General features: G+C 69.2%; 17 protein-coding genes. All 17 read left to right on the top strand.

What is annotated here, in order from left to right:
* The first annotated feature begins 127 nt into the window (after positions 1 to 127).
* Positions 128 to 868 (top strand): thioredoxin domain-containing protein, encoded by a 741-nt coding sequence (locus HII28_RS01635; protein WP_170023818.1) that lies wholly within the window; start codon positions 128 to 130, stop codon positions 866 to 868.
* A 50-nt stretch (positions 869 to 918) separates the two neighbouring features.
* Entirely contained in the window at positions 919 to 1512 is a 594-nt protein-coding gene (locus HII28_RS01630; protein WP_170023817.1) for a DinB family protein, read from the top strand.
* A gap of 123 nt (positions 1513 to 1635) precedes the next feature.
* Positions 1636 to 2205, top strand: a complete 570-nt coding sequence (gene pyrR, locus HII28_RS01625; protein ID WP_170023816.1) for a bifunctional pyr operon transcriptional regulator/uracil phosphoribosyltransferase PyrR — start codon at positions 1636 to 1638, stop codon at positions 2203 to 2205.
* Positions 2205 to 3155 (top strand): aspartate carbamoyltransferase catalytic subunit, encoded by a 951-nt coding sequence (locus tag HII28_RS01620; RefSeq protein ID WP_170023815.1) that lies wholly within the window; start codon positions 2205 to 2207, stop codon positions 3153 to 3155. Before pyrR ends, HII28_RS01620 begins: the two co-directional genes overlap by 1 nt.
* Positions 3156 to 4514: a dihydroorotase gene (locus tag HII28_RS01615; RefSeq protein WP_170023814.1), complete on the top strand. Its 1359-nt coding sequence runs from the start codon at positions 3156 to 3158 to the stop codon at positions 4512 to 4514.
* Positions 4507 to 5067, top strand: coding sequence for a hypothetical protein (locus HII28_RS01610; RefSeq protein WP_170023813.1), 561 nt, complete (start codon positions 4507 to 4509; stop codon positions 5065 to 5067). The genes HII28_RS01615 and HII28_RS01610 overlap by 8 nt, the downstream gene beginning before the upstream one ends.
* Position 5068: 1 nt before the next feature.
* Positions 5069 to 6394, top strand: coding sequence for a glutamine-hydrolyzing carbamoyl-phosphate synthase small subunit (gene carA / locus HII28_RS01605; RefSeq protein ID WP_170023812.1), 1326 nt, complete (start codon positions 5069 to 5071; stop codon positions 6392 to 6394).
* Positions 6395 to 6397: 3 nt separating this feature from the next.
* On the top strand, positions 6398 to 9685 hold the full coding sequence (gene carB / locus HII28_RS01600) for a carbamoyl-phosphate synthase large subunit (protein ID WP_170023811.1): 3288 nt from the start codon (positions 6398 to 6400) through the stop codon (positions 9683 to 9685).
* A gap of 2 nt (positions 9686 to 9687) precedes the next feature.
* Complete coding sequence (pyrF, locus tag HII28_RS01595) at positions 9688 to 10587, top strand: orotidine-5'-phosphate decarboxylase (RefSeq protein WP_170025902.1); 900 nt, start codon at positions 9688 to 9690, stop codon at positions 10585 to 10587.
* Positions 10588 to 10630: 43 nt separating this feature from the next.
* On the top strand, positions 10631 to 11587 hold the full coding sequence (gene gmk / locus HII28_RS01590) for a guanylate kinase (protein WP_170023810.1): 957 nt from the start codon (positions 10631 to 10633) through the stop codon (positions 11585 to 11587).
* An 86-nt stretch (positions 11588 to 11673) separates the two neighbouring features.
* Positions 11674 to 11931 carry a DNA-directed RNA polymerase subunit omega gene (gene rpoZ, locus HII28_RS01585; RefSeq protein ID WP_170023809.1) on the top strand — a complete coding sequence of 86 codons (258 nt, stop codon included), beginning with the start codon at positions 11674 to 11676 and terminating at the stop codon, positions 11929 to 11931.
* Positions 11932 to 11978: 47 nt separating this feature from the next.
* Positions 11979 to 13229, top strand: coding sequence for a bifunctional phosphopantothenoylcysteine decarboxylase/phosphopantothenate--cysteine ligase CoaBC (gene coaBC / locus HII28_RS01580; RefSeq protein ID WP_170025901.1), 1251 nt, complete (start codon positions 11979 to 11981; stop codon positions 13227 to 13229).
* Positions 13230 to 13322: 93 nt separating this feature from the next.
* Positions 13323 to 14516, top strand: a complete 1194-nt coding sequence (gene metK / locus HII28_RS01575; protein ID WP_170023808.1) for a methionine adenosyltransferase — start codon at positions 13323 to 13325, stop codon at positions 14514 to 14516.
* A gap of 6 nt (positions 14517 to 14522) precedes the next feature.
* Positions 14523 to 16523, top strand: a complete 2001-nt coding sequence (locus HII28_RS01570) for a primosomal protein N' (RefSeq protein WP_170023807.1) — start codon at positions 14523 to 14525, stop codon at positions 16521 to 16523.
* Between the two features lie 162 nt (positions 16524 to 16685).
* On the top strand, positions 16686 to 17648 hold the full coding sequence (gene fmt, locus HII28_RS01565) for a methionyl-tRNA formyltransferase (protein ID WP_170023806.1): 963 nt from the start codon (positions 16686 to 16688) through the stop codon (positions 17646 to 17648).
* Positions 17645 to 19012, top strand: a complete 1368-nt coding sequence (locus tag HII28_RS01560) for a transcription antitermination factor NusB (protein WP_170023805.1) — start codon at positions 17645 to 17647, stop codon at positions 19010 to 19012. Before fmt ends, HII28_RS01560 begins: the two co-directional genes overlap by 4 nt.
* 5 nt (positions 19013 to 19017) lie before the next feature.
* Positions 19018 to 19677 (top strand): ribulose-phosphate 3-epimerase, encoded by a 660-nt coding sequence (gene rpe / locus HII28_RS01555; protein WP_170025900.1) that lies wholly within the window; start codon positions 19018 to 19020, stop codon positions 19675 to 19677.
* Positions 19678 to 19847: the final 170 nt, after the last annotated feature.

Raw genomic sequence — 19847 nt, 5'->3', positions numbered from 1 at the left:
CAGTCACGAGGCGTCGGATCCGCTGGTAGGTTGGGTGGGCCCGACCGGCTTCGCGATCCTCCGGATCGATCTCTGGGCGATCGACACGGCCGTCGCACAGTGACCGGCGCGGGACCGAGACTGCGCCGTGACGACCCGAAAGCACCCGATGTCCCGATCCCTCGCACGCCGCGTCGGCGCTGTCCTTCTCGGGGCCGCCCTCGTTGCGGTGCTCGCCGCCTGCACCTCATCCGCTCCGACCTCCACGACTGGCGGCGGCAGCCAGAACCAGAAGATCACCCTGCCGACCGGTGTGACGGGCGCCGCGGACTTCGACAGGGGCGCACTGGTCGTCGGCGACGGCAAGACGGTCGTCGACACGTACATCGATCCGATGTGCCCGTACTGCGGCGAGTTCGAGAAGGCGAGCGGGCGAGCCCTGGCTCAGAAGGTCGACGACGGGACGATCACGCTGCGCGTGCATCCGCTCAACTTCCTCGACCCGAATTCGCAGGGCACGAAGTACTCGTCGCGGGCGGGCGCCGCGCTCACCTGCGTTGCGGCATCCGATCCGAAAGCCACCCTGACCTATCTGGCCGCTCTGTACGCGAACCAGCCCGAGGAGCAATCGTCCGGCCTCTCTGACACCAAGCTGAAGTCGCTCGCGGACTCCGTCGGTGCCTCGGCTGCCGACGCGTGCATTCCGTCGCCGCGCTATGAGGCCTGGATCACCGATGCGACGCAGTCCGCGCTGAACGGACCGATTCCGGGCAGCGACCTCAAGGCGATCAAGGGGACGCCGACCATCCTCGTGAACGGCCACCAGTATCCGGGCTCCATCACCGACACCTCGGCGCTGCTGAAGTACATCGGCTCCGGCGGCAAGTAGTCCGGGCTTCGCCGGGGCGGCTAGGTCGTCGGAGGCGTACCGTCGTGCGCATGACGCATGACGAGAGGGCCGAGAAGGCGTTCCTCACCCGGTACCTCCAGGAGTCGAGAGACGCCCTCGTCTGGAAGCTCGACGGACTCGGCGAACGTGAAGCTCGCCTCCCGATGACGCCGACGGGCACGAATCTGCTCGGTCTCGTCAAGCATGTGGCGAGCATGGAGTACGGATACTTCGGCGAGGTTTTCGGCAGGGATCCCGGCGTGCCGATGCCGTGGCTCGAGGCGGGCGCCGAAGACAACGCGGACATGTGGGCGACGGCTGAGGAGTCGATCGACTGGGTGCGCGAGTTCTATGTCGGTGCTCAGTCGTTCGGCGACAGGACCATCGCCGAGCTCGAGCTCGATTCGCCCGGCATCGTGCCTTGGTGGAGCCCTGAGCGGCGCGATGTCACGCTGCGGCAGATCATCGTGCACCTGATCGACGAGACGGCGCACCACGCCGGCCACGCCGACATCGTGCGCGAACTCGTCGACGGCTCGGTCGGGTTGCGCCCGGCGGTGTCCAACCTGCCTGACCACGACGCGCAGTGGTGGGCTGCGTACCGCGCGAGGCTGCAGGCCGTCGCCGACGCCTTCGGCGGCTGACGCGCCGTCCGCCGGCCGACTCCGGAGGGGCATGGCCGCGAAGGAGGGTCCGATGCCCTGATAGGGTTGGTGGAGTTTGGCAACCTTTAAGGGCCGTCCTGTGAGGCGGGGAAGGGGGTCGGCATGACGGCACGTACTGTGCTGCAACAGGCTGACATCGCCCGGGCGTTGACTCGGATCGCACACGAGATCCTGGAGTCCAACCGGGGTTCAGGCGATCTCGTGCTCCTGGGCATTCCGACGCGCGGCGTCGCACTCGCCCAGCGCATCGGATCCACCATCGCGCGCATCGAAGACGGCACGGCGCCGCCGGTGGGGTCGCTCGACGTGACCATGTACCGGGACGATCTGGCGAAGCATCCGACGCGCACTCCTGCGCCGACGAGCGTTCCGGTCTCGATCGACGGCAAGACCGTGGTCCTGGTCGACGACGTGCTGTTCTCAGGACGCACCATCCGCGCCGCACTCGACGCGCTGAGCGACCTCGGTCGGGCGAAGGCCGTACGGCTCGCCGTGCTGGTGGATCGCGGGCATCGGGAGTTCCCGATCCGGGCGGACTTCGTGGGCAAGAACCTGCCGAGTTCCACCCGGGAACGCATCAACGTGCGCGTGAGCGAGGTGGACGACGAGGACGCCGTGACGATCGACGGCGGCGACCACGACACCTCGACGGCCGAAGGCGGTGAAGCCTGATGCGGCACCTGCTCTCCACACGCGACCTCGATCGCGACACCGCGGTCGGCATCCTCGACGTCGCCGAGGACATGGCGGATGTCGCCACCCGCGAGGTCAAGAAGCTCCCGACCCTGCGCGGCAAGACGGTCGTCAACCTGTTCTTCGAGGATTCGACGCGCACGCGCATCTCGTTCGAGGCCGCGGCGAAACGACTGTCGGCCGACGTGATCAACTTCAGCGCGAAGGGATCCAGCGTCTCCAAGGGCGAGAGCCTGAAAGACACGGCGCAGACCCTCGCGGCGATCGGTGCCGACGCGGTGGTCGTTCGGCACTCGGCATCGGGAGCGCCGCACACGCTCGCCTCCAGCGGATGGATCGACGCGGGCATCCTGAACGCCGGGGACGGCACGCACGAGCATCCCACGCAGGCACTGCTCGACGCCTTCACGATGCGCAAGCGCCTGCACGGCGACGCCAGCCGAGGCAAGGCGCTGGACGGACTGCGAGTCGTGATCGTCGGCGACATCCTGCACTCCCGGGTCGCCCGTTCGAACGTCTGGCTGCTGGACACGCTGGGCGCCGAGGTCACCCTCGTCGCACCGCCGACGCTGCTGCCGGTGGACACCGGACTGTGGCCGGCGCGGATCGGCTACGACCTCGACGCTGCGATCGACGCCGATCCGGACGTCGTGATGATGCTGCGCATCCAGGCGGAGCGCATGAACGCCGCCTTCTTCCCGAACACGCGCGAGTACTCGCGAACGTGGGGGCTGGACGCCGAGCGATTGGTCAGGTTGCGCCCGGATACGATGGTGATGCATCCGGGCCCCATGATCAGGGGTCTGGAGATCTCCGCCGCAGCCGCCGATTCGCCGCGCTCGCTCGTGCGCGATCAGGTCGCGAGCGGTGTCTCTGTGCGCATGGCTGCGCTCTATCTGCTGCTGTCGGGCGATCGGGAGGTCGGTTAGGTGTCACGCGAAAAGTTCTTCATCGAGGGCGCGACGCTCGCCGACGGCGTGCGCACCGACATCCTCGTCGCGGACGGTGTGCTGACGGTCGGAGCCGAAGCAGCGGATGCCGCGGACGGCGCCACCCGCATCGACGCCTCCGGCCTCATCGCCCTGCCCGGTCTGGTCGACCTGCACACGCATCTGCGCGAGCCCGGCTTCGAGCAGAGCGAGACGGTCCTCACCGGCACGCGTGCTGCGGCCGCAGGAGGATTCACCACCGTCTTCGCGATGGCCAACACCTCTCCGGTGGCCGACACGGCGGGCGTCGTCGAACAGGAACTCTCGCTGGGACGCTCCGCCGGATACGCGACTGTACAGCCCATCGGCGCCGTCACCGTGGGTCTGGCGGGGGAGCGTCTGGCAGAGCTCGGCGCCATGGCGGCCTCCCGCGCACGCGTCCGGGTGTTCTCGGACGACGGCATGTGCGTCTTCGACCCCCTGCTGATGCGCCGCGCGCTCGAGTACGTGAAGGCATTCGACGGTGTCATCGCCCAGCACGCGCAGGAGCCACGGCTGACCGCCGGGGCGCAGATGAACGAGGGCGCCCTCTCCGGCACGCTCGGCCTGGCCGGATGGCCCGCCGTCGCCGAGGAGTCGATCATCGCCCGCGACGTGCTCTTGGCCGAACACGTCGGCAGCAGGCTGCACGTCTGTCACGTCTCGACCGCCGGATCGGTCGACATAATCCGCTGGGCCAAGGCGCGCGGCATCGACGTCACGGCCGAGGCGACGCCGCACCACCTGCTCCTCACCGAGGATCTCGTCGCCGGCTACGACTCCCGGTACAAGGTGAACCCGCCGCTGCGTCGTGCCGAGGACGTGCAGGCCCTGCGCGAGGCGCTCGCCGACGGGACCATCGACATCGTCGCAACGGACCATGCTCCGCACCCCATCGAGGCTAAGGACTGCGAGTGGGACGCAGCGGCCAACGGCATGGTCGGCCTCGAGTCCGCGCTCAGCGTCGTGCACAAGGCCATGGTGGAGACCGGACTGATGGAGTGGACGGATGTCGCACGGGTGATGTCCGAGACGCCGGCGAGGATCGGTCGCGTGAACCGCGGCACGTCCGTCGGCACGGGCAATCGGGCCGACCTCGCGCTCTACGACCCCGCCGACGGCGGAGTCTTCGACCTCGATCGCCTGGCGGGCAAGGGCGTGAACTCGCCGTACCTCGGTCGCGAACTTCCCGGACGCGTTCGCTGGACGTTCCACGACGGAACGGCAACGCTGCGCGACGGCGAGCTCATCGCCCCCGATGAGGCTGCGGCCCTGGCGCGCGAGGTCCGGGCGACGAGCGAGGAGGTGCTCCATGGATAAGCTCTGGCCGACCCTGCTGATCCTCGTCGTCCTCGCGCTTGTCTTCCTCGGCATGTGGCTCGGCTGGCGCCGACGGGCACGACGCGATTCCGTGGTCGTCGTTCCCACCGCACTCGAGGATGCCGGCGCGACGCTGCTCAGCGCGAAGGCGTTGCACGTGGCCACCACCTACCACGACAAGCCGTTGGACCGAGCCGTCGTCGCCGGTCTCGCGTTCCGCTCAACGGCATCCGTCACCGTCTCCCAGGGCGGCGTGACCCTGACGGCGCCGGGGGAGAGCAGCGTGGCGATCGCGGCGTCCGCGATCCTCGGAGTCGGCGCGGCGACCTGGACCATCGACCGCACCGTCGAGCGCGACGGCCTGCTGATGATCGCCTGGCGCGTGCCCGCCGATGCCGAAGGCCCGGTGCTCGACACGTACCTGCGCGTGACCGACCCGGACGAGCGCCGACGACTCATCGCGGGCATCAGCAGCATCAGCTCAACGACGAACGACGCCGACGACGACGCAACAGACGAGACAACTGACAAGACCACCGGAAGCGAGGCCTGACATGTCAGACGACCAGAACGTGCCCGACGAGCAGAACCTGCCACACGAGCAGGAGCAGCCCGACCAGCAGAACGACGCGGCCCAGAACGGCGTACCCGCGGCCCCGCCGACGCCGCAGGTCGAGTTCTCCGCCCCGTCGGCCGCAGCGGCGGGCGCACGGCGCGAGCCTGCGGTTCTCGTCCTGGAGGACGGCTCACGGTTCGATGGACGCGGATACGGCGCGCTCGGCCGCACGCTCGGCGAGGCCGTTTTCGCGACCGGCATGACCGGCTACCAGGAGACGCTCACCGACCCGTCGTATGCGGGCCAGATCGTGCTCATGACGGCGCCGCACATCGGCAACACCGGTATGAACGACGTCGACATGGAGTCGAAGCGCATCTGGGTCGCCGGTTTCGCGGTGCGCGAGCCGTCGCGCGTGGTCTCCAACTTCCGCTCCCAGCGCAGCCTCGACGACGACCTCGCCGCGAACGGCATCGTGGGCATCAGCGGCATCGACACCCGAGCCGTCACACGTCACCTGCGCTCGGCAGGTGCCATGCGCGCCGCCATCTTCTCCGGAGCGGATGCGCTGGCCAGCGCGAGCGAACAGCTCGACTTCGTGCGCAGCGGCGCCGACATGCGCGGACTGAACCTGTCGGCCGTGGTCTCCACGCCGCAGCCGTACACGATCCCGGCGCGCGGGGAGCGGATCGGATCCGTCGCCGTGCTCGATCTCGGCGTCAAGACGAGCACGCTGGGCTACCTCGCCGATCGCGGATTCGACGTGATCGTGCTGCCGGAGACCTCGACGGCCGACGACATCATGGCGCTGCAGCCGAGCGCGCTGTTCTACTCGAACGGTCCAGGCGACCCTGCGGCGTCCGATCAGCACGTCGAGCTGCTGCGAACGGTGCTGCGCAACGACGTGCCGTACTTCGGCATCTGCTTCGGCAACCAGCTCCTCGGACGGGCGCTCGGCTACGGCACCTACAAGCTGCCGTTCGGACACCGCGGCATCAATCAGCCGGTGCTCGACCGCGCGACCGGACGCGTGGAGATCACAGCCCACAACCACGGATTCGCGGTGGACGCGCCTCTCGACGCCGTGAGCGATTCCGCGGCAGGGTTCGGACGCGTCGAGGTCAGCCACTACGACCTCAACGACAACGTCGTCGAGGGCCTGAACTGCCTGGACATCCCCGCGTTCAGCGTGCAGTACCACCCGGAGTCCGCGGCCGGCCCGCACGACGCCAACTACCTGTTCGACAGGTTCCGCGACATGGTCATTGAGTCACAGCGCGGCACAGGTCGCAAGAAGTCGAAGAAGAACAAGGGAGCTGCCTGATCCATGCCTAAGAGAGAAGACATCTCCAGCGTCCTCGTCATCGGCTCCGGGCCCATCGTCATCGGGCAGGCCTGCGAGTTCGACTACTCGGGAACCCAAGCGTGCCGCGTGCTCCGCGAGGAGGGCGTGCGCGTCATCCTGGTGAACTCCAACCCGGCCACCATCATGACCGACCCCGACTTCGCCGACGCCACTTATGTCGAGCCCATCACGTGGCAGGTGATCGAGACGATCATCGCCAAGGAGAAGCCGGATGCCATCCTGCCGACCCTTGGCGGCCAGACCGCGCTGAACGCGGCCATGCAGCTGCACGAGCACGGCATCCTCGAGAAGTACGGGGTCGAGCTGATCGGCGCCAAGTTCGAAGCCATCCAGAAGGGCGAGGATCGCCAGATCTTCAAGGAGCTGATCATCGAGTGCGGCGCGGACGTCGCCGACTCCCGCATCTGCCACACGATGGATGAGGTGCTGGCGGGAGCCGCCGAGCTCGGGTATCCGCTCGTCGTTCGCCCCAGCTTCACCATGGGCGGCCTCGGATCCGGTTTCGCGTACGACGAGACCGACCTGCGCCGCATCGCCGGCGCCGGCCTGCACGACTCGCCGACGCACGAGGTGCTCCTCGAGGAGTCGATCCTCGGCTGGAAGGAGTACGAGCTCGAGCTCATGCGCGACACGGCCGACAACACGGTCGTCGTATGCTCCATCGAGAACGTCGACCCTGTCGGCGTGCACACGGGCGACTCCATCACGGTGGCGCCTGCCCTCACGCTCACCGACCGCGAATACCAGCGGCTGCGCGACATCGGCATCGACATCATCCGCGCGGTCGGCGTGGACACCGGCGGCTGCAACATCCAGTTCGCGGTGAATCCCGTCACCGGACGGGTCATCGTCATCGAGATGAACCCCCGCGTGTCGCGCTCCAGTGCGCTCGCGTCCAAGGCCACCGGCTTCCCGATCGCGAAGATCGCTGCGAAGCTCGCGATCGGATACCGGCTCGACGAGATCCCGAACGACATCACGCGCGTCACGCCGGCCAGCTTCGAGCCGACGCTGGACTACGTCGTCGTGAAGGTGCCGAGGTTCGCGTTCGAGAAGTTCCCTGCGGCGGACCCCACGCTCACCACGACCATGAAGTCGGTCGGCGAGGCAATGGCCATCGGCCGCAGCTTCGCGAGCGCTCTGCAGAAGGCGCTGCGATCCCTGGAGAAGAACGGGTCCTCGTTCCACTGGAGCGAGGAGTCGCGCAGCGTCGAGGAGCTCGTGCGGATCGCCGCCACTCCGACGGACGGCCGGATCGTCACCGTGCAGCAGGCGCTGCGCAAGGGCGCGAGCATCCAGGATCTCTACGACGCGACCGGCATCGACCCCTGGTTCCTCGACCAGATCGTCCTCATCAACGAGGTCGCGGACCAGATCGCCGGGGCAGGCATGCTCGACACCGACACGATGCTGCTGGCCAAGGACCACGGCTTCTCAGACGCCCAGATCGGCCAGCTGCGCGGCTTCGGCGAGGCCGAGGTGCGCGAGGTACGCCACATCCTCGGTGTGCGTCCCGTCTACAAGACGGTCGACACGTGCGCCGGCGAGTTCCCGGCGCTCACGCCGTACCACTACTCGAGCTACGACAGCGAGACCGAGGTGGAGCCGAGCGACAGGCGCAAGGTGGTCATCCTCGGATCCGGCCCGAACCGCATCGGCCAGGGTGTGGAGTTCGACTACTCCTGCGTGCACGCCTCGTTCGCGCTGCACGACGCCGGGTTCGAGACGATCATGATCAACTGCAACCCGGAGACCGTGTCGACGGATTACGACACCAGCGACCGGCTCTACTTCGAGCCGCTCACGCTCGAGGACGTGCTGGAGGTCATCCACGCCGAGTCGCAATCCGGTGAGCTCGTCGGCGTCGTGGTGCAGCTGGGCGGCCAGACGGCGCTGGGCCTCGCCAAGGGCCTCGAGGCGGCTGGTGTCCCGATCCTCGGCACGACGCCGAGCGCGATCGACCTCGCCGAGGAGCGCGGGCTGTTCTCGGAGATCCTGGACAACGCCGGATTGCTCGCCCCGCGCAACGGCATCGCCTACGACGTGCTCGGTGCGCAGGCCGTTGCCGGCGAGATCGGCTTCCCCGTGCTGGTGCGTCCGAGCTACGTGCTCGGCGGACGCGGCATGGAGATCGTCTACGACAGCCCGTCGCTGGAGGACTACTTCGCACGTGTCGCGGACCAGGCGATCATCGGACCGGGGCATCCGCTCCTCGTCGACCGCTTCCTGGACGACGCCACCGAGATCGACGTCGACGCGCTGTACGACGGTGAGCAGCTCTACATCGGCGGCGTCATGGAGCACATCGAAGAGGCCGGTATCCACTCCGGCGACTCGAGCTGCACGCTCCCGCCCGTCACGCTCGGCCGTGCCGAGATCGACAGGGTGCGCGAGGCGACGCTGAAGATCGCAGAGGGCATCGGTGTGCGCGGACTGCTGAACGTGCAGTTCGCCATCGCGGCCGGTGTGCTCTACGTGCTGGAGGCCAACCCTCGGGCCAGCCGCACGGTGCCGTTCGTGTCCAAGGCCCTTGGCATCCCGCTCGCGAAGGCGGCTAGCCGCATCATGGTCGGCGAGTCGATCGCTTCGCTGAAGGATGTCGGCCTGCTGCCGGCTCAAGACGGATCGGTCGTGCCGCTCGACGCCCCGGTCTCGGTCAAGGAAGCCGTGCTGCCGTTCAAGCGGTTCCGCACCCGCGACGGCCAGATGGTCGACTCTGTGCTGGGACCCGAGATGCGCTCCACGGGCGAGGTCATGGGCATCGACCGCGACTTCCCGCGCGCATTCGCGAAGAGCCAGACCGCGGCGTACGGAGGCATGCCGCTGACCGGCACGGTCTTCGTCTCGCTGAGCGACCGCGACAAGCGGTCCATCGTGCTGCCGGCTCTTCGCCTCGCGCAGCAGGGGTACCGCCTGGTGGCCACCTCGGGCACCGCCGAGGTGCTGGCGCGCAACGGCATCGCCGCCGACACGGTGCGCAAGTTCAGCGACGAGCCCTCCGGCGACGAGCCCAGCATCGTCGACCTGATCAACAGGGGTGAGATCGACATCGTCGTGAACACGCCGAGCGGCCGTTCGGCTCGTGCTGACGGATACGAGATCCGTGCTGCGGCCGTCGCCGCGGACATCGCGCTGTTCACGACCATCGCCGAGCTCAGCGCTGCGGTGGCGTCGATCGACGCGATCCGCGAGGGCTTCGACGTGCGATCGCTGCAGGAGTACGCGATCGACAGGGCAGGACGGGCGTGAGCATGGCACAGCACGGGGGAGTGCGGGCCGGAGAAGGCGACGGCGCAGCCGCTTCTGACGGCTTCGGAACCCGGCTGCAACGGATCATCGCTGAACGCGGCGGCCTGTGCGTGGGGATCGATCCGCACTCCTACCTGCTCGCCGACTGGGCCCTGCCCGATGACGCGTCCGGCGCCCGCGAGCTCGGCCTCGCGGTCGTGGAAGCTGCCGCCAGGGGCGGGGCAGGAATCGTGAAGCCGCAGGTCGCCTTCTTCGAACGCTTCGGCTCCGCGGGCTACGCGGCTCTCGAAGAGGTGCTCGCCGCGGCCCGCGCCGCCGGGCTCCTCGTCATCGCGGATGTCAAACGCGGCGACCTCGGCACCAGCGTCGAGGCGTACGGCGAGGCCTGGCTGACGCCTGGCGCCCCCCTGGAGGCGGACGCGATGACGATCTCCGCGTTCCAGGGGGTCGGTTCGCTGGCCGGCCCCATCCGGCTCGCGGCGGAGTCGGGCAAGGGACTGTTCGTGCTCGCTGCGACGAGCAACCCGGAGGCCGCCGCGATCCAGACATCCGTAGCGCCTGATTCGGGACGATCGGTGGCCCGTGCCATCATCGAAGATGTGACGGTTCAGAACCAGGCGATCGGGCACGTGGCAGGCCCGCTCGGTGTCGTGCTCGGCGCGACCCTGGACCTGTCCGTCTTCGGCATCGACGTGTCGTCGGCGCCCACGCCCGAACTGCCGGTGCTCGCACCGGGGTTCGGACACCAGGGCGCACGCATCGAAGACGCGGCGAGCATCTACGGCGAGTACGCTCGGATGCTCGTGGTCAGCGAGTCGCGCGGCATCCTGTCCGCCGGACCCGACGGCCTTGCCGACACCATCGCGACTCGCGCCGCCGAGGTGCGAACCGCACTTGCCTGACCATCCGACGCTGCAGCCCCCGCTGCGAATCACCCCCGAGACAATGCCCGACACCGCACTCCGTTCCCAGCGCATCCGTCCCCCAGAGGTCGACCGCGTCGCCGCATCGCGCGCCGCGGTCGCCGCCCGCCGTGCCCGTGCCTCGGTGAAGACCGAGATAGCGGCCGGCACGCGTTCGCCCGTCGAGGTGCTCGACACCGCCTCCCGGAATCCGTCCGGTCCAGAGGGCACCTTGCGGATCACCGACTTCCTGATGAGCCTGAAGGCGATCGGGGCGACGAAGACCGCCGACATCCTCTCCCGCCTCGAGATCGCGCCGGTGAAACGGCTCGGCGGCCTCGGCAAGCATCAGCGAGCCCGCCTGCGCGAGTTCCTGATCGAGCGCTTCGAACAGCCGACCACGCATCACCGCACCCGGCTCACCGTGCTCGCCGGTCCGACGGCCGTCGGAAAGGGAACCGTGGCGAGGCACATCAGGGAGAACTATCCCGACGTGCTGCTCTCCGTCTCGGCCACGACCCGCACGCCGCGTCCAGGCGAGGTCGAGGGTGTCGACTACTACTTCGTGGACGACGCCGAGTTCGACCGCATGATCGCCGAGCACGAGCTGCTCGAGTGGGCGAAGGTGCACAACAGCCATCGATACGGCACACCGCGAGCTCCCATCGAGGACGCCCTGGAACAGGGTCGCAGCGTGCTGCTCGAGATCGACCTGCAGGGTGCCCGCCAGGTGCGAGCAGCGATGCCGGACGCCGTGCTGGTCTTCCTGGCACCGCCGAGCTGGGACGAGCTGGTGCGCCGGCTCATCGGCAGAGGCACGGAATCGCAGGAGGAGCAGCGCCGGCGCCTGGCGACGGCGAAGGTCGAACTAGCCTCCCAGGACGAGTTCGACGCCCGCGTGGTGAACAGCACCGTGGCCGACGCCGCGCGCGAGGTCGTAGACTTGATGGAAGTGCGCGCGCGCCGGTCGCGCCGCGCCGCAACGTCATCCGGTCGCTGAACGTCGAAGTCAGTAGCTTCGCCGTCCGCCGACCCCACCATCTCGGCGGCCCCGTCACGACCGCGGCCGCAACAGAAGGAGCATTCATGGCAATCGCAGCCAAGGGCATCATCGACCCGCCGATCGACGAGCTGCTGTCCCGCGTGGAGTCGAAGTACGCGCTGGTCATCTTCGCGTCGAAGCGCGCCCGCCAGATCAACGACTACTACGCCGATCTGCACGAGGGCAGCCTGTTCGACAACGTCGGACCCCTCGTGGACTCCACGATCGATGACAAGCCCCTCTCGGTCGCGCTGCACGAGATCAACGAAGACAAGCTCGTCGCCCGTCCCATCGACGAGTGACCTCACGCGGCAGCGTCCCCGTGAACAGCAATGCCGCCAGCACGCCCCTGACCATCGTCGTGGGCGTGACCGGCGGCATCGCCGCATATAAGGCCGTCTCGGTCATCCGGTCGTTCGTGCTCCTCGGACACGATGTTCACGTCATCGCGACGGATGCCGCACTCCGGTTCGTCGGCGCCCCGACGTTCGAGGCGATCAGCCGCAATCCGCTCAACACGGACCTGTACGAGGGCGTGTCGGAGGTGCGCCACGTCGGCATCGGGAAGAGCGCCGACCTCGTCGTCATCGTGCCCGCGACGGCCAACACGCTCGCGAAGATCGCGAACGGACTGGCGGACGACCTCCTGACGAACACGATCCTCGCCACGACCGCCCCGATCGTCGTGGCGCCGGCCATGCACACCGAGATGTGGCAGAACAAGGCGACACAGGCGAACGTGCAGACGCTGCGCTCCAGGGGTGTGACGCTGGTCGGTCCCGCGACGGGACAGCTGACCGGATCCGACTCCGGCCCGGGGCGTCTTGAGGAGCCGGAAGTCATCGTCGAGGCGGCGCTGGCACTCGTCAGGAAGCCGTCAGCACGTCGTGGGCGCGGAGCATCCGCGTCGTCCACCGACGAATCCGCGCGCCTCTCCCGCCGCGACCTCGCCGGTCACCGCATCATCGTCACGGCGGGTGGAACCCGCGAGCCGCTCGATCCCGTGCGATTCCTCGGCAACCGGTCCAGCGGCAAACAGGGTGTCGCGATCGCGACGGCGGCGCGCGACAGGGGAGCGGATGTCGTTCTCATCGCCGCCCACCTCGACGTTCCCGTGCCCGACGGACTGGAGACCCGATCCGTCTCCAGCGCGCTCGAACTGCAGAAAGCCGTGACGGATGCCGCATCCGGCGCCGACGTCGTGGTGATGGCGGCCGCCGTCGCCGACTTCCGGCCCGCCAAGCTGCAGGAGGGCAAGATCAAGAAGGATGACGTCGGCGAAGGTCTGCAACTCTCGCTGGTCGCCAACCCCGACATCCTCGCCGGCCTCTCGGCCGGCAAGCGCCCGGACCAGGTGATCGTGGGTTTCGCGGCCGAGACCGAGAGCGACCCGCAGGCGCTCATCGAGCTCGGTCGCCGCAAGCTGAAGCGCAAGGGCTGCGACTTCCTGGTCATCAACAACGTGGGCTGGAAGACGGGGTTCTCCACCGATGACAACGAGGTCGTCGTGCTCGATTCGCACGGCGATATAGTGATGGAGGCCGCCGGCAGCAAGACGTCGGTGGCCGATCGTATTCTCGACGTCATCACCTCCGCCTGACCCGCGACCAGAACGTGGATGGGGCGAGGGGCGCGACGCCGGCTCCGTAGCCTACGGAGCCCGGGCGCGCCCTGAGGATCAGCTGGAGTATCCATGACTTCTTTGCGCCTTTTCACATCCGAGTCGGTCACCGAAGGGCATCCCGACAAGATCTGCGACCAGGTCTCCGACAGCATCCTCGATGCGTTGTTGCGGGTCGATCCGCACAGTCGCGTCGCTGTCGAGACGCTCGTCACCACCGGTCTCGTCCACGTCGCCGGCGAGGTCACGACGAGCGGGTACGTGGAGATCCCCGCGATCGTCCGCGAGACCATCACCGGCATCGGCTACACGTCGTCCGACGTCTGGTTCGACGGCCGGTCCTGTGGAGTCTCGGTGTCGATCGGCGGTCAATCGCCCGACATCGCCCAAGGAGTCGACTCCGCGTACGAGACCCGTGAGGGCTCATCGCACGACCTGCTCGACCAGCAGGGTGCAGGCGACCAGGGCATCATGTTCGGCTACGCCACGACGGAGACGCCGGAACTCATGCCGGTTCCGATCTGGATCGCGCACCGCCTCGCCGAGCGGCTCTCCGAGGCGCGCAAGGCCGGCGAACTCGACTTCCTCCGTCCCGACGGCAAGACCCAGGTGACCGTCGGATACGACGGCATCACTCCGGCGACCATCGACACCGTCGTGCTGTCCACGCAGCACTCGACTTCGGTGTCGACGGAACAGCTCCGTGCCGAGGTGGCCGAGCACATCATCCGCCCGGTCCTCGACCGGGTCGACCTCGACTCGCGCGACGTGAAGCTGCTGATCAACCCAACGGGGCGCTTCGAGATCGGCGGACCGCAGGGCGACGCAGGCCTCACGGGACGCAAGATCATCATCGACACGTACGGCGGGGCGTCCCGCCATGGCGGTGGCGCGTTCAGCGGCAAGGACCCGTCCAAGGTGGACCGCTCGGCCGCGTACGCCATGCGCTGGGTGGCGAAGAACGCCGTGGCCGCGGGCCTCGCGGATCGTCTCGAGGTGCAGGTCGCCTATGCGATCGGCACGGCGTCCCCGGTCGGCCTGTACGTCGAGACGTTCGGCACGGGCCACCTGCCTGAGGACCGCATCACGGCGGCCATCCGCGAGGTCTTCGACCTGCGTCCGGCGGCCATCATCCGCGACCTCGACCTGCTGCGTCCGATCTACGCGAAGACGGCGACCTACGGCCACTTCGGCCGGGAGCTCCCCGACTTCACCTGGGAGCGACTGAACCGCGTCGACGACCTGCGGTCGGCCGCGGGGCTGTAGAGCGCCATGCCGGCTGCGCGGGTCGCCCGCGTGATCGTCGACACCCCGCTTCCGCAACTGGATCGACTGTTCGACTACGCGATCCCCGAACGGCTGGCCGATGAGGCCGTCCCCGGCGTGCGCGTGAACGTCCCGCTGCGCACGGCGGGGCGGCTCGCCGGAGGCTACATCGTCGAGGTCACCGATCACGCCGACTTCGAGGGAGACCTCAGCGAACTGGAGTCCGTCGTCTCGGCCGCCAGGGTGCTGACGCCATCCGTGGCGACGCTGGCCAGGCGGATCGCCGACCGATCGGCCGGCAGCGCGAGCGACGTGCTGCGCCTGGCTGTCCCGCCGCGCATGGTGAGGGTGGAGAAGGCATGGCTGGCGGCCCAGCATCCGCGAGCGGAGGATGCCGACGTGATCCCCGTCGCCGAGCGGCTGCCGGTGCGCGGATACCGCGACGACCTGGCTGCATCCGTCGATGCCGCCGGCCGGATCGCGGTGGATGCCGTGCCGCGACTCGCGCGCACCGGCGACGGCACGTGGGTGGGCGCGTGGGCCGTGACGATGGCCGAGCTCGCAGCCCGGCGCCTGGCATCCGGTCGCAGCGCGATCCTCGCTGTGCCCGACTACCGCGACCTGGATCAGCTCCAGGCCGCCCTCGCCGACGCCGTGGAGACGGATGCCATCGCTCGCGTCGATGCAGGCCAGTCGAATCCGGATCGCTACCGCGCGTTCCTGCGCTGCCTCGAGCCGCGCCCGGTGGTGGTGATCGGTAACCGGTCGGCGGTCTACGCACCCGCGTATCGGCTGGGCCTCATCGCTCTGTGGGACGACTCGGATCCGCTCCACGTGGAGCCGCTCGCGCCGTACGCGCACTCCAGGGATGTCGCACTCGTGCGCGCCGAAGCCGAAGGATGCGGGCTGGCGTTCGTCGGACATACCCGCAGCATCGAGGTGCAGCGGCTCGTCGACCTCGGATGGCTCACCGCTCACGCGCCGGAGCGCGCGCAGAGCCCGCGCGTCGTCGTCACCGCCGCTCAGGCAGGGGAGGGAGCCCCGTCGCGCGTTCCCGCAGGAGCCTGGCGGGCGGCACGAGAAGGGCTGGACGCCGGCCCCGTGCTGGTACAGGTGGCACGGCCGGGATACGCGCCGGTGGTGGCCTGCGCGCAGTGCCGTGAGGCCGCTCACTGCTCGCGCTGCGGCGGTCCGCTCGGTCAGGACCGAGCGGGAGCCGCGCCCTCGTGCCGCTGGTGCGGCGCGATCGCCACCGGATGGACCTGCTCCAACTGCGGCGGCACGCGAGTGAGACTCGTCTCGCGCGGATCGTCCCGCACCGCTGAGGAGCTCGGCCGTGCGTTCCCCGGCGTGCGGGTTGTCGTGTCCGACGGGGAACGCCGGGTGACCGCCGTCGACGACCGGCCGGCGCTCGTCGTTGCGACCCGTGGTGCCGAGCCGATCGCAACGAGCGGGTACCGAGCCGTGTTGTTGCTCGACGGCGAACGGATGCTCGCCAGGGAGTCCCTGAACGTGGCGGAGGACTGCCTGCGGTGGTGGTCGAACGCGGCATCCCTCGCCGCTCCTGGCGCTCCCGTCGTGCTCGTCGGGGTCTCCGGACCGCTCGCGCAGGCACTGGCCACCTGGCGACAGCCGGAGTACGCGAGCGCGCAGCTCAAGGATCGTCGGGTTCTCCGGTTCCCGCCGGCCGTGCGCGTCGCAACCGTGACGGGCACGCCGAAGGCCGTCGGCGACGCCGTTGCCGCCCTCGATCCGCAGACGGTCATCGACGTGCTCGGTCCGACGCCGGTCGATCCGCACGCGACCACGGCGAGGCAGGGCAGCGTGTCCTCTGACGCCGTGCGCGCCATCGTGCGCTTCGAGTACGCGCACGGCGCGGCGGTGGCATCCGCATTGCGGTCGTCGATCGTGCGCTCGGCGACGAAGGGACGCAAGCCGCGCAGCGACCGCGGATACCGTCCGCCGCCTACACTCAGAGTCAGGCTCGACGACCCGGAGGTCGTGTAAGGGCGGGAGTCTCGAGGGGGATCGATCACGCGACGGGCAGCGGTGCCCTCCGCGGTCCGCGCTCCGCCTGGAGCCTCGGCCGTTCCGTCCCGCCTCCGAACGGATCCGTCGAGCGTTTGCTCTTGCCCGCCGCCCAACGACCCGCGAAGGAGACCGAACCGGATGAGGATCGTTTTCGCCGGAACCCCGACCGCCGCCGTCCCGACCCTGCGCGCTCTCGCCGGAGGGGACCACGAGATCGTGTGCGTCGTCACCCGGCCGGACGCCCCGCTCGGCCGGAAGCGCGTGCTCACGCCGTCGCCGGTGGCGCAGGCCGCGACCGAGCTGGGACTTCCCGTGCTCAAGGCGGCGCGGCTCGATGCGGAAGCGACCGACGGCATCCTGAGGACGCACCCCGAACTCGGTGTCGTCGTGGCATACGGGGGGTTGGTACGGGAGCCACTCCTTTCCGCCCCCGACAACGGCTGGATCAATCTCCACTTCTCCCTGCTTCCGCGTTGGCGCGGAGCCGCGCCGGTGCAGCGCGCGCTCATCGCGGGCGACGAGCGCACCGGTGCAGCGGTGTTCCGGCTCGTGCCCGAGCTCGACGCCGGCGACGTCTTCGACGCCGTCGAGCGGCCGGTGGGGGCGGACGAGACGGCGGGCGAGCTGCTCGACTCGCTGGCCGTCGCCGGGTCGGAACTCGTACTCCGAGTCGTGGACGCCATCGCGAACGGCACGGCCGTTGCAACCCCCCAAGAGGGCGAGCCGACACTCGCGCCGAAGCTCACCCTCGGCGACGGGCGACTCGATGTTCAGCGTGATGCCAGGGCCGTGTACTCGCGGATCCGCGGGGTGACGCCTGAGCCGGGCGCCTTCGTCAACGTCGGGGGAACCCGGGTCAAGGTGCTCGCCGCGGCGCGCTCCGGTGCGCAGCAGTTGCAGCCGGGGGAGTTGCTGCTGCAGGGCTCCCGCGCGTACCTGGGCACGGCATCCGCCCCGCTGGAGCTCGTGACAGTGCAACCCGCCGGCAAGCGGGCGATGGCCGGCGCCGACTGGCTGCGAGGTCTGCAGGGACGCGCGCGGGTCGACGAGGCACCCGATGCGGACGCTGCGTCGTCCATCAACGGCGGAGTCGCATCATGAGCGGGGAGAGGTCGTCAGCACGCTCGGTGGCGTACGACGTGATCCGCGCCGTGACCGATTCGGATGCCTACGCCAATCTCCTCCTGCCCGCCCGCCTCGAGCGCGCCCACCTGACACCGGCCGATGCTGCGCTGGCCACAGAACTCACGTACGGCACGCTGCGAATGCAGGGGTACTACGACCGCGTGATCGAACTCGCCGCCAATCGGTCGGTCGACCGCATCGACGAACCGGTCCTCGACGCCCTCCGGCTCGGCTGCCATCAGTTGCTCGCGATGCGCACGGCCACGCACGCCGCCGTGTTCGAGACGGTCGAGCTCGTGCGTGCCTCGGGATCGCGGTCGGCGGTCGGCTTCGCGAACGGCGTGCTGCGCGGAATCGCCCGCAAGAAGCCGGACGTCTGGCGCTCACGCGTGCTCGACGCGGCCCGCGATCAGGACGACCAGCTGGCCGCGCTGCACTCGCACCCCACCTGGGTCGTCCGAGCGTTCCGGCATTCGCTCGCCGCCGAACATCGCGAGACGGAGCTCGAGGAGCTGCTGGCCGCCGACAACGAGGCGCCGCGCGTCAACCTCGCCGCGCTTCCCGCTCTCGCGCACCGCCCGGAGGACTCCGACCTCGACCGCTACTCGCCGATCGGATTCGTCTGGAAGGGCGGCGACCCGCGAGCGATCGTGGAGGAGACGAACGGCGCCATCCGCGTCCAGGACGAAGGCTCGCAGCTGGCGGTGCAGACTCTGCTGGCCGCACGGGAGATCGCCGAAGGCGAGCTGTGGCTGGACATGTGCGCCGGACCGGGCGGCAAGGCGGCCATCCTCGCGGCAACAGCACTCATCTCCGGCGCGCGACTGGTCGCCAATGAGATCGTGCCGGCCAGGCTGGAACTGGTGAAGCGTGCGACCGCGCCTGCGGCATCCGCGGTCGAGCTCTCCGAGCGGGACGGGACAACGATCGGCATGGACGAGCCCGGCCGGTACGACCGCATCCTGCTCGACGCGCCGTGCACGGGCCTCGGTGCTCTGCGCCGCCGGCCAGAGGCGCGCTGGCGCAAGACGCCTGGCGACGTTCCGGAGCTCGCCAGGCTGCAGGCGGCGCTGCTGGACTCGGCCGTGAAGGCACTGCGGCCCGGCGGACTGCTCTGCTACGTCACGTGCTCGCCGCACCTCGCGGAGACCCGCGTGCAGGTGAGCGACGCGCTGAAGCGGCACCCTGGACAGCTGAAGGAGCTGCCGACCCAGGACGTGCTGCAGGGGCTGGCGGTTAATCCGCTCGACCTCGCCGGCGACCCCGCCCAGGTGCAGCTGTGGCCGCACAGGCACGGCACTGACGCCATGTTCATCACGTTGCTGGAGAAGGAGAAGTGACAGCCATGCCGCGCATCAACCCGAGCATCCTCGCGGCCGACTTCGTGAACATGCAGCGGGACCTCGATCGGATCGCCACGGCCGATCTGGTGCACGTCGACGTCATGGACAACCACTTCGTGCCGAACCTCACGTTCGGGCCGCAGATGGTGGGGCGCATCCACGACGTCTCGGCGATCCCGCTCGACGTTCACCTCATGATCGACGATCCGGACCGATGGGCGCCCGGCTATGCCGAGCTCGGAGCGTATTCCGTCACGTTCCATGCAGAGGCGGCCTCCGATCCGGTGGCACTGGCACGACGGCTCCGCTCGATGGGCGCCAGGGCGGGCGTCGCGCTCAAGCCGGGAACCCCTGCGGATCCGTATATCGACCTTCTCGAGGAATTCGACCAGGTGCTCGTGATGACGGTCGAGCCGGGGTTCGGCGGCCAGAGCTTCATGCCGGAGACGATGCCCAAGCTGACCGCGCTCCGGGAGGCCGTCTCCGCACGCGGTCTGGATGTCTGGCTGCAGGTCGACGGCGGCATCACGGAGGAGACGATCGTCACGGCCGCCAAGGCCGGTGCGGACACATTCGTCGCCGGATCCAGCGTCTTCCGCGCCGCCGACACGGCCGCGCAGATCACGCTGCTCCGCGACACGGCGGCGCAGCACGCGCACTGAACGGCAGCACGCAGCCGGGGCCTTTGAGCAGCGCAAGCTCCAACAGATGCGACTGAGCCGAGAGCCGCGCATGCACCGCATGCATGGCCGAGGCGATGGAGCGTTTGAGGAGCGCAAGCTCCGATAGATGCGACTGAGCCGAGAGCCGCGCATGCACCGCATGCATGGCC

This window comes from Planctomonas sp. JC2975, from assembly GCF_012985205.1.
Classification (GTDB): Bacteria; Actinomycetota; Actinomycetes; order Actinomycetales; family Microbacteriaceae; genus Humibacter.
The sequence above is the reverse complement of the archived record's forward strand: the minus strand, read 5'-3'. Positions and strand labels throughout refer to the sequence as shown.